At 58.3% G+C, this 13,867-nt stretch carries 8 protein-coding genes; 2 read left to right on the forward strand and 6 right to left on the reverse strand.

The features are described from left to right. Window positions 1-282 precede the first annotated feature (282 nt). Entirely contained in the window at window positions 283-1,626 is a 1,344-nt protein-coding gene (locus GN112_RS14710) for an FAD-dependent oxidoreductase (RefSeq protein ID WP_155310906.1), read from the forward strand. Between the two features lie 558 nt (window positions 1,627-2,184). Then, a complete protein-coding gene (locus GN112_RS14715; protein ID WP_155310907.1) occupies window positions 2,185-5,541 on the forward strand; it encodes an AAA family ATPase in 3,357 nt (1,118 codons plus the stop codon). A gap of 60 nt (window positions 5,542-5,601) precedes the next feature. On the opposite strand, the gene GN112_RS14720 is transcribed toward GN112_RS14715, so the two are convergent. From GN112_RS14720 to GN112_RS14745, 6 genes are all read right to left on the reverse strand, one after another. After that, window positions 5,602-6,459: a shikimate dehydrogenase family protein gene (locus tag GN112_RS14720; RefSeq protein ID WP_155310908.1), complete on the reverse strand. Its 858-nt coding sequence runs from the start codon at window positions 6,457-6,459 to the stop codon at window positions 5,602-5,604. A gap of 160 nt (window positions 6,460-6,619) precedes the next feature. Then, window positions 6,620-7,009 (reverse strand): response regulator transcription factor, encoded by a 390-nt coding sequence (locus tag GN112_RS14725; RefSeq protein ID WP_155310909.1) that lies wholly within the window; start codon window positions 7,007-7,009, stop codon window positions 6,620-6,622. A gap of 134 nt (window positions 7,010-7,143) precedes the next feature. Beyond that, complete coding sequence (locus GN112_RS14730) at window positions 7,144-8,085, reverse strand: methylenetetrahydrofolate reductase (RefSeq protein ID WP_155310910.1); 942 nt, start codon at window positions 8,083-8,085, stop codon at window positions 7,144-7,146. Continuing rightward, complete coding sequence (locus tag GN112_RS14735; RefSeq protein WP_155310911.1) at window positions 8,082-8,750, reverse strand: methylenetetrahydrofolate reductase C-terminal domain-containing protein; 669 nt, start codon at window positions 8,748-8,750, stop codon at window positions 8,082-8,084. The genes GN112_RS14730 and GN112_RS14735 overlap by 4 nt, the downstream gene beginning before the upstream one ends. A 51-nt stretch (window positions 8,751-8,801) precedes the next feature. Beyond that, the gene (locus GN112_RS14740) at window positions 8,802-9,215 is read right to left on the reverse strand and encodes a hydrogenase iron-sulfur subunit (RefSeq protein ID WP_155310912.1); all 414 of its coding nucleotides are present in this window, start codon (window positions 9,213-9,215) and stop codon (window positions 8,802-8,804) included. Between the two features lie 174 nt (window positions 9,216-9,389). Beyond that, window positions 9,390-13,862, reverse strand: a complete 4,473-nt coding sequence (locus GN112_RS14745; RefSeq protein ID WP_155310913.1) for an FAD-dependent oxidoreductase — start codon at window positions 13,860-13,862, stop codon at window positions 9,390-9,392. Between the last annotated feature and the right edge of the window lie 5 nt (window positions 13,863-13,867).

A 13,867-nucleotide genomic window follows, 5' to 3' on the forward strand; every position in this document is an offset into this window, starting at 1 on the left:
TTACCAGGCGTTACCCTGATGTTCTATTCACAATCCGCCCGCCGGGTCAACCGTTAATCCAGTTTTCAAATGCGGTCACCCTGCATGGCTACCGCCTCGCCTTGACCACTGCCGGCACGGCGGCGTATAACACAGACAATTTCAAGAATCGCCGATCAGGCCCGCATCAGCGGCCGATGCGGCAGACCGTTGACCATTACCACCAGACCCGTCACAAGACAGAAACCGGCATATCACCAGCAAAAAAATACGGCATTGCCGGAGAACCCACTGGAGAGCACTATGAAATTCGTAATTATCGGAGGAGATGCGGCCGGAATGAGTGCGGCCAGTCGAGCCAAACGAACCATGCCCGACATGGAGGTCATTGTCCTGGAAAAAACCGGGGATGTCTCCTACAGCGCCTGCGGCATGCCTTACAACATCGCCGATGCCGGGCGGGAAATGGACGACCTGGTGGTTCGCCAGGCCGACGTCTTCCGGCAGAAACAGGGTATCGATCTGTTGACCGGCCATGGGGTGGAATCCATTGACCCCGGGAACCGCGCGGTCTCGGGAACCATCCGCCACAGCCAGGAGCCGTTCCGTTTTTTTTACGACCGACTGCTCATCGCCACCGGGGGACGTCCCAGAGTTCCGGACCTGCCCGGTTTCGACCTGCCCGGTGTGCTGGCGCTGAAAAGTCTCGAAGACGGCAAAGCCATTAAAGCCCATATCCGTGACCACGGGGTTCAAAAAGCCGTGATCATCGGCATGGGCTATGTGGGTTTGGAAATGGCCGAGGCCCTGCGGGAACGGGGCATCGCCGTGGAGATGATCAAACCCGGTGCCGACCTGCTGCCATGGATGCCACGCGAACTGGCTCAGGTGGTGACGGCCGAACTGGCCGCCAACGGGGTCGACCTTCATGCGGGACAGACGATTAGCGGTATCGAGCAGGACGGAAAACAGCTTCGCGTCATCGGCGCCGACTGTTCCCTGAACGCCGATATGGTCCTGGTGGCCATCGGTATTTCACCCAACAGCGAACTGGCCGCCGATGCCGGCATCCCGACCGGACCCGGCAATGCCATCACCGTCAACCGGCAGATGCAGACATCCGATGAAACCATCTATGCCGCCGGCGACTGCGCGGACGCCATTCATGTCGTGACCGGCAAAAAAGTCTGGATCCCCCTGGCCCTCAGAGCCAACCGGGCGGGCTGGGCCGTTGCCGACCATGTCTGCGGCAAAGCGGTCCGTGTGGACGGCGTGGCCGGCACGGCGGTATTCAAGGCCTTCAACCTGGAAGTGGCCCGCACCGGGCTGACCGCGGCGGAGGCACAACAATCCGGTTTCGACCCGGCGGTCGTGACCATTAAAAGCCGCTCCCGCGCCCATGCCCATCCCGGATCGAAAACCATTTGGGTTCACTTGATCGGAGACCGGCAGACCGGCAGACTCCTCGGCGCCCAGATGGTGGGTCCCGAAGGGGCGGCCCATCGCATCAACGCCGCAGCGGTCGCCCTGCACGCCGGCATGTCGGTGGCAACCTTTGCTCAGACCGATCTGGCCTACGCTCCCCCCTTCGGCCCGGTGTGGGATCCCCTGCTTACCGCCGCCAACCAGTTGCTGAAAAAGATGTAACTCTTTCCAGCAACCCGGGATACATGGACGCCTTCACGGCGGCCCTGTTTCTGCCCCATACCGACCTGAGCGCCTTTTCCAGCGCGGTACCGGCCAACTGATCCGGCAGCGCCCGCCAGTCCCTGACCGTCGAACCACCCGGCCATTTATGCAGGGACTGCGCGGGCCGCCGTCAACTCCTTACTTTTGCCAATATCGGCCGTCTGACCGCTCTTGCGTGCCAACGGCATCCCGTCAGGGCAATCGCATGTAGATTTGCGGGTTGCTTTTCTTCCCAAAATTAGAGCGTCCATGAATGTCAAAGACCAAATGAAAAATGCCAAATAGTGGTATTCTATCTATTTTAAATCGATTTCATCCTTCATTTGACATTTGGGCTTTGGCATTTGGCATTTTCCCACTTTCGGGAATGGTGCGTGTTCAGGAACGGCCGGTTTTTGATTTTACTTGCGATTGCCTCGGGCATCCCGTTTAAACGGTTTGACAATTTAGACTGTTTTTCGTTACCAATAGGCTCCGGTTGCTCTCCAATTCCACGCTCTCCCAATAGGTGCTGACATGATCTGTCCTTACTGCCAGGCAACGATCCTGCCAACGGCCAAATTCTGCGGTCAATGCGGCCGTCGGGTACGACTCGACTGCCCATCCTGCGGATCCGTCAACCCGCCCGAAAGTAAATTCTGCGCGGAGTGCGGCATCCCCCTGGCCAGCCCGCCGCCACCGAAAAAGCCGCAGCCGGAGGCATCCGCAGAGACCGACAAGACCGGCTTTGTCACCCAGGGCGAGCGACGTCACATGACCATCCTGTTCACCGACTTGACCGGCTATACCCGCATGATGGAAAAATTTGACCCGGAAGATGTACAAGCCCTTATGACATCCATCATTCGCAGCAGCATCCAGATCATCGAGGCTTACAACGGTCACATCGAAAGAATTATCGGCGATGAAATGCTGGTGCTTTTCGGCCTTCCGGTGGCCCATGAAGACGATCCCATCCGGGCCATCAAAGCTGCCCGGGAAATCCACGCCACGATCATGGCCCTCAAACCCAGCACGATCCCGCTGAACCAGCCGCTGACCATGCACACCGGGATCAACACCGGGCTGGTGGTCACCGCCCGCACCACCCCGATCAACGGCAACTACAATCTCTCCGGCGAAGCGGTGAACATCGCTTCCCGACTGTCGGACATGGCGCGACCCAATGAAATCCTGGTGGGACCGGAAACCTACCGCCAGGCCTTCGGCTTTTTCGAGTTCGATTCCAAAGCCACCATACCGATTCAGGGGAAATCGCACCCGATCTCCGTATACGCCGTCAGGGGTGAGAAAAACCGTCCGTTGACCGGACTGCGCAAACTCAACCTCTCCTCCGCGCTTATCGGGCGTCAGGCCGAACTGGCCCGGCTGCGCCAGGCAATGCAGACGCTGGAAAACGGACAGGGCAGCATCATTTCGATTGTGGGCGAGGCGGGTACCGGTAAAAGTCGCCTGCTCTACGAATTCGAACGTGAACAGGCCGCCAAAACGATCAATTGGATCACCGGCTACGCCTTTGCCCACACCCAGCAGGTACCCTATTTCCCGCTGGCCGGGATTGTGCGGCGCTGGTTGTCACTCGACGGCTCAGCCACTGCCGAGGCGATGAGCGCCGGCATTGCCGAGCGGGTCGGATCCCTTTTGGGCCCCAACGCAGAGGAAATCCCCATCATTCAGGGCCTTATCGGGCAGGAGGTCAGGGAGACCGCCGGGATGAGCCCGGAAGAGTGGCGCAAACGGTTGAAATCGGCCATGCTCAATCTGCTCTCGGCCATCGCCCGTCAGCGGCCGACCGTCTTCTGCATGGAAGACATTCACTGGGGCGATGCAGCATCGTTCAAACTGCTCAAAGATATTATCTTCAACTTCGAACATCCGGCGCTGGTGATCTGCACCACACGACCCCACGCCAGCCTGTTTACCAGCCATGAACAGGCGTCTCTGACTCCCATGTATACGGAAATTCGCCTCAAGGAACTCTCCCGGTCCGAAACCGAAGGCATGATGGAATCGATGCTCGCAACCGACCTTTTGCCCGACGACCTTTGCCGCCTGATCCGCAACCGGGCCGAAGGCAATCCGTTTTATCTGGAAGAGATTTTAAATGCCCTGGTGGAATCCAGTGCGCTGATTTTTGAGAACGAGCGCTGGCAGATGAGCCGGGCATTCAAGGAAAGCGACATTCCGTCGACCATCCATGGCATCATTGCCTCACGCATGGATCAACTGGATGCCAAGGACAAGCGTATCCTGCAGGAAGCGGCGGTGATCGGCCGGGCCTTTCTGTACGACATTTTAAAGCGGATCTCCGTTCATGGCGACGCAGTGGATGCCGGCCTCTACAAACTGGAACGGGCCGGCCTGATCAAACCCCGTGCCCTGCACCCGGAAATGGAGTTCATGTTCAAGCATGCGCTGATCCAGGAGGTCGGTTACGGCAGCCTGCTGCGCCGTGAGCGTCAACGGGTTCACGAGCGCATCGGCCGCACCATCGAACATCTCTACCGCGATCGCCTGTCGGAGTTCGAAGAAACTCTGGCGATCCATTTTCAAAAAAGTATCGCCACCGACAAAGCCACCGATTATCTGATCCGCTCGGGCACAAAGGCGCTGCGCCGCTATGCCCTGGATGAGTCGGATCAATATTTTAAAACCGCCAAAGCCATGCTGGAGCAGCAGCACCTGGCAAAGCCGGAAACCAAAAAACGGTTGCTCGATGTGGTCAATCAATGGGCCTTCGTCTTCTACTACAGGGGCCTGAATCGCAAACTGCTCGAACTGGTCGAACACCAGCAGTCCCTCCTTGGGGATCTGGATGATCCGGTCCGCGAAGGCTTCCACCATGCCTGGCACGGATGCGCCCGCTGGCACCGCCACCAGTTTGTGGATGCCCACCGGAGCCTCGCCAAAGCCGTGGAACTGGGCAAAAAGACCAGGCATGCCTATCTGACCGGCTATGCCAGCACATGGATCAGCTGGCCGCTGACCGAATTGGGCCGCTTTGACGAAGCCATTGAAAACAGTCAACGGGCCGAAACCCTGTACGGCGACGGCCGGGTTCAGGACGCGTATATCTATTTCAATGCACTCCATGGAAAAGGCTATGCCTACTGGCATAAGGGCGACGCTCCGCGGACCGGGAAGATCGGTGAACGCTTGATCAAATTTGGCAAACGCCATGCCAACGTCCGCAGCCTGGTTTCCGGACACTGCTGCACGGGTTGGAAGAATCTGGTGGTCGGTGATATTGATCGCGCCATTGCCAGCTTCAACGCCGCGTTGGAAATTTCTGCGGACCCCTGGTATTCCCAGTTTCCCAAGCTGGCCCTGTGTTACGGCGCCATCAGTAACGGAAAAAGCGAGGAGGCCCTGCCGTTTCTGGACCAGCTGATCGAGTTTGACGAGGCCAACGGCGCCGAATTTGTCGGCGACCCGGCCCGTTTTTTCAAAGGGCTGACGCGCATTTTAAATGGTCAGGTCCGCGACGGCCTGGAAACCATGGAATCCCTGCTGGCCCAATGGAAGGCCACCGGTTGCCGCCTGCGCTACCTGACCTGCGGGTATGTGATGGCGGGTGTCTATGCACGGCTGCTTCAGGCCGCCCGCCAGACCACTGAAAACATGGATGCATCGCAAATCAAAAGGACGTCCGATCAATGCCTGCACTGGTATCGAACGTGTATCTCGGAAGCCCGGGAGATGGGAGCCCTGGCCATGGAGGGATTGTCGTTGCTGGGCCTGGGAAAAACCCTGAGTATCATGGAGCAGCCCGATCAGGCCGCTAAACTCCTGGAGGAGAGCATGGAATGCCTTAGCAAGACCGGCGCCACGGTTCACCTGGAAGCGGCACGCGCGTTTGCCCAAACCTTGTAAGGCGCGTGGAAAACGGATTCGTCAGCCGCCCGCTATGGGGGGCGAATGGTGACGAGCCCATCAGGGGGAAAGCGCTTTTGCAAACTCATCCTGGGGAACCTCCTGGCCGGTCCACAGCAAAAATGTCCGCCGGGCCTGGTAGGCCAATGTGGAAAGCCCGTCCAGGAAGCGAACGTTATGGTCGGCGGCCATGGCCTGCCAGATGTTATCCCGGGCCCCGTAATTGAGATCGAATACCAGCTGGCAACCGACCGGATTCATGCGTTTGGCGATATCGGTCAAGGGCTCCTCTTCGTCACGACTGGAAATGGGAGTGGCATTGACGACGATATCCGCGCTTACCGGAAAATCGGCCAGGTCGGCCAGGCTGCGCGGCGTACATTGGAAGTGATCGGCCATCCGCTCTGTGTTGGCCGCGTCCCTGCCGGCAACAATGATCGATTCCGCCCGCAGCCAGTTGAGAATAAACACCACCGCCCGGGCCGCGCCGCCGGTACCGATGACCAGCGCCTTTTTCCCGGCAATGTCGAAACCGACCGCATTGAGGGCATCCATGATCCCGATGGCATTGGTGTTATACCCCTTGAGCTGGCCGCCCTTGCACACAATGGTGTTGACCGCACCAATGATGTTGGCGCCTTCGGAAAGAACATCCAGGTAGGCCAACACGGATTCTTTGAACGGCGCCGTGATGTTGGCACCGGCAATATTGAGTACCCGCAGGCTGTTCAGCGCCTTGCCGATGTCGCCGGCATCAACCATAAACGGAACATAGGCGCCTTTGATCCCCGTACGGCGGAAAACCGCGCTGAACATTTCCGGCGATTTCGACCGGAATACCCGCTGGTCGCTGATGATACAGAATACCCTTGTCTGGTACTCGTATACGGAATCCAGAGTTCCTATATCGTGGCTCATCTGGCAGGGTCCCGGCTATGGTGTTGAACCTAAATTTGACGCATTCATCAATTCAGGTTGAATCGGATGGCAATCGCACCGGATTGGACCAGCCGACAAGGAGGGGTGGGCCAGCTATTGATACGCTCCTTGGCGGCGGCCCTTTCGGCGAAAAATCCGGCTACAGGTTCAAAAGTGCCTTCAGGCTGTCGGTAATCTCCTCCGCGGAAGCCGGTTTGGGAAGATAGTCGTCGGCTTCCATGCTCATGCCATCAAAATGCGAGTAACGTGTCGAAGAGACGTGGGACGCCACGGCGGTCAGCATGAGGATGGGGATGTCGGCAAGGCCCTCGTCGCCTTTCAGCTCTTTGCAGACCTCATACCCGTCCTTCTCCGGCATCATGACGTCCAGCACGATCGCATCCGGGCGGTTGGCCTTGACCTTTTCGATCCCCTGCACGCCATCGTAAGCGACCTCCACATCAAAACCCTCTTTCTCCAGGTTTCCCTGAACAATGGAACAGAAATCGGGCTCATCATCCACCACCAAGATTCGTTTCTTTTCACTCATAATCATTCTCCTTTATTCCACGCTGATTGTTGTTTCATCAGCAGCCTGAGCATATTAACAGGTTGCCTAACCGGACCGGAATGGTGTCGGCGGCAGCAAAAAGGCCCCCGACCCGCTTTTATCCGGACAACGATTTAATTCACCTGGGGTCTGGGCAGCACACCGGCGCGTTCGGCGATTTCGGGCACCTTGTGTTCCCATTCGATGGCCATCAGATGAACCCCGGCGACCCCCTCCATCTCCTTGAACTCTTCTATCTGTTCGATGGCGAATTTGATGCCCTCTTCGGCCTGTTTTCCCTTTCCGGCATCCTGGAGGCGCTTGATCAGTTCTTCGGGCACATCCATGCCCGGCACCATCTTGGCCATGTACTGGGCCATGCGGGCGCTTTTCATGGGAGTGACACCGGCAAGAATGTAGGCCTTCTCGGTCAGGCCCATGTCCACGGCCTGTTTCATAAAATCACGGAATCGGGGCATGTTGTAGATACACTGGGTCTGGATAAAATCCGCCCCGGCATCGATCTTGTTGGCCAGCCGGTAGATACGGAATTCATACGGATCGGCAAAGGGATTGGCCGCGGCGCCGATGAACATCCGCGGCGGTTCGTCGATCTCCTCTTCGTTGAGAAACTTGCCTTCGTCACGCATCTTCTTGACCATGGCGATCAGCTGCATGGAATCGATGTCGTAAACGTTCTTGGACTGGGGATGGTTGCCGAACTTCTGGTGGTCTCCGGAAAGACAGAGCATGTTTCTCACCCCCAGGGAATAGACCCCGAGGATATCGGCCATCATGGCCAAACGGTTGCGATCCCGGCAGACCATCTGAAAATTGGGCTCAATACCGTTGGCCACCATGATGGCCGACGCGGCGGCACTGGACATGCGCACCACGGCGGTCTGGTTATCGGTGACGTTGACCGAATCCACCTTGCCCCGCAAGTGCTCGAATTTTTCCTTGAGGTGTTCCACGTTGGCGCCCTTGGGCGGGCCGCATTCACCGGTAAAGGCAAAGTGGCCGGCCTTGAGCACCTTCTCCAGATTACTTCCTGATTTATATCCGTTATTGCTCATTGCACCAACTCCTCCCGTATGCTTTTTCGCGGTCCGCCGTCCCTGGCCGTCTGCCAGTCCTTGGCCGCCCGGATCTGCCGAAGATCCTCGAGGCGTCCCTGCTCCATCTTCTTCTTGACGATGGTGTCCCAGATGCATTCCACATCCTTGGAAATCTCACACTTGCCGTTGGCACTGCCGCCGCACGGTCCGTGCTGAAGACTTTTGGAGCAGCGTGCAATGGGGCAAAGACCGTCGTAATAGTGAATAATGCAGGTGCCGCAGCCGGCACAACGTTCTTCCCAGATGCCGTGCTGGACTGCCCCGCCGAAGAATTTGGTGTTGACCGCGGGAAAGAACTTCTGGCTCGGATAAGCTTCGGATAGAAACTGGGGACCCACGCCGCAGGCCATGGAAAGTACTGCATCGTACCGATCATAGATGTCACGGAGCTGTTCGATGTACTCGGGATCGCACTGGCGTTCGATGGTCTTCTCGTCGATCTCAATGGGATTTCCGTCCTTTTTCCTGCCGATCTTTAAAGCGGCCGCCAATACCCCGACCTCTTTGGCGCCGCCGACGTTACAAACAGTGACGCAGCCCTTACACCCCACTATGAGGATTTTGTTGTACGGCTTGATCATGTCCATTATCTCTTCCAGGGATTTTCGATCCGCAACTATCATGGCTTCACCTCTTCGTAGTCCAGATGCGGCGCGATTCGCCGTCTGGCCGTTTTAAGTATTGATCGGGCTGGGCCCCAGCGCCTTGATTTTCTCCGTCATTTCGCTGGCAATCTCGGCGAACCGGGGTCCCATGGCGGACGAGAGGTTGAACATCTGAACACGCTCCGGTTCGATACCCAATTCCTGCAGGGTTCGTTGAACCGACTCCACCTTACGCCGGGTCTTGAGGTTGCCTTCGACGAAATGACATTCGCCTTCCATGCATCCGGCCACGTATACGCCATCCGCCCCGCGTTCGATCGCCGTCAGCAGGTGAAGAATATCCACACGACCACTGCAAGGAACCTGAATCACCTTTATGTTGCTCGGATAATTCAGCCGCATGGAGCCGGCCAGATCGGCCGCTGCATATGCACAATACTTGCAGCAGTAGGCGAGAATCTGGGGCTCGAAGGTTTCATTCATGGTTTTTCTCCAGAAATTAGGTGGTTAGTCGTTCAGGCGGAACAAACGCATTTCGGTTTCACATTTTGTCTCACGCTTGTCTTCAGCCTAAACCGCTTCAGCCTATCTGCTTTTATTTTTGGGCGCCCGGAGTTCTCAGGCTGCCGGGTTGTTGGCGCCCATATTCCCTCTTTATCAGGCCGCCTGCCCCTTCTGCTTCTCAAACAGCGCCACGGTTTTGGCCACGATCTGCTCATCGGTGAAATGCTTGAGCTGAATCGCCTTGCCCGGACATTCGGAAACGCAACAGCCGCAGCCATGACATTCGGCAGGATCGATCACCGCGTGGCCTTCCTCGCCGATATATGGAATGTGATAGGGGCAGGTGCGCACACAGGTGACGCACACCGCGCACTTTTCCGGATCCACCTCGGCCACCACGCCGCCCACCCAGATGGCATCTTGCGAAAGGATCGTCATGACCCGGGAAACCGATGCGCGGGCCTGGGCGATGCTTTCGTCCAGGGGCTTGGGGTAGTGGGCCAGGCCTGCCATGAAGATCCCCTCGGAGCCGAAGTCTACCGGCCTCAGTTTGGCATGCGCCTCCACCAGGAAGCCGTCTGCGTTGATGGGCACCTTGAACAGGTCGAAGAGGTCCTTGTTCTCGTTGGGTAGTACCGCCGTGGCCAGAACCAACAGATCCGGGTTGATCTCCACAGGCATCTGCAGGACATGATCCCGAACCTTTACGCTGAGCCGGCCGTCGTTGGCGGTGCCGACATCGGGAACGTTGTCCTCCAAATTGTAACGCATGAAAATCACGCCCTTTTCGCGCGCTTCCTTGTACAGCTCTTCCCGGAAGCCGTAGGTCCGCATATCCCGGTAAAGGACATAGATGTCGATCTCCGGATTGCGCGCCTTGAGGCTCAATGCACTTTTTACCGTGTGGGTGCAGCAAAGCCGGCTGCAGTAGGGCCGCTCGGGAGTTCGTGAGCCGACACACTGGATGAAGGCCACACTGCCGGCCTTGGCCAGCCGCTCGTCATCGGACTTGAGCATCGCATCAAGTTCGAAATGGGTGAGTACATCGGGGTTCTCTCCGTAGAGGTACTCGGTGGGCAGGTACTCCTTGCCGCCGGTGGCAAGGATGGTGGCCCCGTGCTCCACCACGGTCTCGGTCAGGGTTTCCCCCGAGGTCATCAGGGTGGTAGTGAAGTTTCCCATGCCTCCGGTGGTCTCCACCGGTTCCGTTTTCATGAAAACCCGGATGTTCGCATGGCTGCGGACCTTCTCGATCAGATCGTCCAAATAGGGGGCCACCGGTTCACCCTGCCAGGTGGAAACCAGGTTATGGGCCACGCCACCCAGGTAATTTCCCCGCTCCGCGAGGAAAACCGGAAGTCCCTGGTCGGCGACCCCGAGTGCCGCCTCCATGCCGGAGACGCCTCCCCCGACCACCAGCACCTTCTGAACGACGGCCAAGCGGACCTGATGCAGCGGTTCGATATAGGCGGCCTTGGCCACGGCCATGCGCACCAGGTCCTTGGCCTTCTCGGTTGCCCGCTCGGGGTTGTTCATGTGCACCCAGGTGTTCTGGTCACGGATATTGGCCATTTCGAACAGGTATCTGTTCAGGCCGGCATCGCGGATGGTCTCCTGGAACAGCGGTTCGTGGGTACGGGGTGAACAGGAGGCCACGATCACGCGGTTGATGTCGTTCTCCTTGATCACCTCTTTCATCTTGTCCTGGGTGTCCTGGCTGCAGGTAAAAAGATTATCTTCCACATGCACCACATGGGGCAGGGTCCGCGCATACTCCCGCACCGCCGGCACATCGGCCACCCCGCCGATGTTGATTCCGCAGTTGCAGACAAAAACGCCGATTCGCGGCTCCTGGCCGGAAACATCGATCTCCGGTGGCAGTTCCTTGGTGCGAATGAGCGTTCCGCGGGCCTCGGCCAGCGGGCTGGTGGCCGTAGACGCCGCGGCAGAGGCCTCCATGACCGACTGGGGGATATCCTTGGGCTCCTGGAAGGCCCCGCAGACGAAAATACCCGGACGACTGGAGGCGACCGGATCGAGGGCCTTTGTCGCCGCATGCAGGTGCTTGTTAAGGTCGATCCCCATAGTCTTGGCCAAGTCCACCGATTCCTTGTTGGGCGCCAGGCCGACGGCCAAGACGACCATATCGAAATCCTCTTCCTTTATTTCTCCCTCTTCGGTCACGTAGCGCAGGCGCAGGTTGTCGTCCTCGACCGGATCGATGGTATGCACCTTGGAACGGATATAGCGCACACCCTTTTCCTCACGCGTACGCATGTAGTACTTTTCAAACTCTTTTCCATGGGTACGCATGTCCATAAAAAAGACGGCCGTGTCCAGGGGCTTGCCGCTGTGCTCCTTGGCGATCACCGTCTGTTTGTTGGTGTACATGCAGCACACCGACGAGCAGTAGCTGTGGTCGGAGCAGTTGATATCGCGGGAACCGACACACTGCAGCCATGCGATCTTGTCCGGTTCCCTGTGGTCGGACGGCCTCATCAGGTGCCCCTCGAACGGGCCCGAGGCGCTGAGAATTCTCTCGAACTCCAGGCTGGTCACCACGTTGGGATGGCTGGCGTAGGCATAAGTCTTGTGGGCCGTGGGATCGAACGGCGTAAACCCCGGTGCCAGGATGATGGCCCCCACGTTGATGGTCCTGTGTTCGGCCACCATGTCGTGGTTGACGGCCTTGGCCAGACAGGCATCCACGCACTGGTAGCACTCCGAGCAGAGACCGCACTTGAGGCACCGCTGAGCCTCGTTTTTGGCCTCCTCTTCATTGAACCCGTAGGAAACCTCCAGAAAATTGCACTCCCGGGCCTCGGGATCGAGGCAGCGCACCGTGGTGCGCGGTTTCTTGGGTTCCTCGCTCACATCGGGCTTGTAAAAATCCCACTCCTTCGGGCGGCCTTCGGTCAGATCCAGACCGTTGATGAAGCGGTGGATGCTCTCGGCGGCCTCCTTGCCGCAGGAGACCGCGTCGACCACCGATTTGGGGCCGTAAAAAGCGTCACCTCCGGCAAATACCCAGTCGATGGGCGTCTGCAGGGTAACCGGGTCGGCTTCCAGGCCGCCGGGCCGCGAAATCGCAACGCCTTGTTCTTTGATGCCATCCAGGTTAGTGCTCTGACCAATGGCGACGATAACGGTGTCGCCGAAGAAAGGCTGACATTCATTGTCATCGTAACTCGGGTTGAAACGTCCGCTCCCGTCGAACACCGCCGTACAGGTCTTGAATTCGATTCCCGATACGCGCTGGTTCTTGTCGATGAAAAAGGATTTGGGGCCGAAGCTGTTGACGATCTTGATGTCGCTTTCGAGGGCCTCCTCGATCTCGTGCTCCCAGGCGGGCATCTCCTCGCGTTTTTCCAGGCAGATCAGGGTGACGTTCTTGGCGCCTTTGCGCTTGGCGGTCAGGGCCACGTCGACGGCCACGTTGCCGCCGCCCACCACGATGACATCCTCACCCAGGTCGAAATCCTTGCCCATGGCGGCTTCACGCAGAAAATCGACGCCTTGCAGCACGCCTTCGACATCCTCGTTGTCAACGCCCAGTCGGCGGCCGCCGTGCAGGCCGATGGCCATGAAACAGGCACCATACCCGTCGGCCTTGAGGCTCTTCAGGGTGACATCCGATCCAAAAGCCACCCCGCATTTGATTTCCGCCCCCATCTGTCGAACCACATCGATCTCTCCAGCCAGGATGTCGCGGGGCAGCCGGTATTCGGGAATGCCGTAGCGCATCATGCCCCCCGGTTCGGGCATCTTCTCGAAAATGGTCACCCCGTAGCCCTGCTGCAGCAGGAAGTAGGCCGCCGTCACGCCAGCCGGTCCGGAGCCGATGATGGCGACCTTCTCCTCACGCCTCTCTACGGTCACCTCGGGGACATAGGTCTCTCCACTCTGCTTCTCGAAATCGGCGAGAAAACGGTGTAGCTCGCGAATGGCCAGTGGCTGATCGACATCGTTGCGTGAACATTCGCCTTCACAGGGATGATGGCAGACCCGGCCGCAAACACCGGGAAAAGGGTGATCCTGTTTGAAAAGCTTCAGCGCCTCCTTGTAGCGGCCGTCGTTGATCAGGGCGATATACCCCTGAATACTCACGTGGGCCGGACAGGTGGCCTTGCACGGGGCGGTCCCGCGTTTGTCGATGGCGTATGCGCTGGGCATGCCCTGGGGGTAGAGCTTGAAGGCCGCCTTACGCTCGCGCAGACCTTCATCGAAAAGGTTGGGCGTTTCGATGGGACAGGCCTTGGCGCACTCGCCGCAGGCCGTGCATTTGTCCATTTCTATATAACGGGCGTTCTGACGCAGTTTGACCGTGAAATTGCCCACCTCGCCGCTCACGTCCTCGATCTCGGTCAGGGTCATGAGGTCGATGTTGAGATGGCGTCCGCACTCGACCAGTTTGGGAGAAATGATACACATGGAGCAGTCATTGGTCGGGAAGGTCTTGTCCAACTGCGCCATGACACCGCCGATGGCCGATTTGGTTTCGGTCATATGGACGAAGTAGCCCGAATCGGCCAGGTCCAGGGACGCCTGGATGCCCGCGATACCGCCACCGACCACCAGTACGGAACCGACGACGTCCTTATCTTGGGGGTTTGCTTTATCTGACATGTAGC

Source organism: Desulfosarcina ovata subsp. ovata (genome assembly GCF_009689005.1).
GTDB classification, from domain to species: Bacteria; Desulfobacterota; Desulfobacteria; order Desulfobacterales; family Desulfosarcinaceae; genus Desulfosarcina; species Desulfosarcina ovata.

Excerpts from the sequence above, each read along its gene's own strand:
- GN112_RS14715 (WP_155310907.1), top strand. The coding sequence starts at position 2,185 with ATGATCTGTCCTTACTGCCAGGCAACGATCCTGCCAACGGCCAAATTC.
- GN112_RS14710 (WP_155310906.1), top strand. The coding sequence starts at position 283 with ATGAAATTCGTAATTATCGGAGGAGATGCGGCCGGAATGAGTGCGGCC.
- GN112_RS14725 (WP_155310909.1), bottom strand. The coding sequence starts at position 7,009 with ATGAGTGAAAAGAAACGAATCTTGGTGGTGGATGATGAGCCCGATTTC.
- GN112_RS14720 (WP_155310908.1), bottom strand. The coding sequence starts at position 6,459 with ATGAGCCACGATATAGGAACTCTGGATTCCGTATACGAGTACCAGACA.
- GN112_RS14735 (WP_155310911.1), bottom strand. The coding sequence starts at position 8,750 with ATGATAGTTGCGGATCGAAAATCCCTGGAAGAGATAATGGACATGATC.
- GN112_RS14740 (WP_155310912.1), bottom strand. The coding sequence starts at position 9,215 with ATGAATGAAACCTTCGAGCCCCAGATTCTCGCCTACTGCTGCAAGTAT.
- GN112_RS14745 (WP_155310913.1), bottom strand. The coding sequence starts at position 13,862 with ATGTCAGATAAAGCAAACCCCCAAGATAAGGACGTCGTCGGTTCCGTA.
- GN112_RS14730 (WP_155310910.1), bottom strand. The coding sequence starts at position 8,085 with ATGAGCAATAACGGATATAAATCAGGAAGTAATCTGGAGAAGGTGCTC.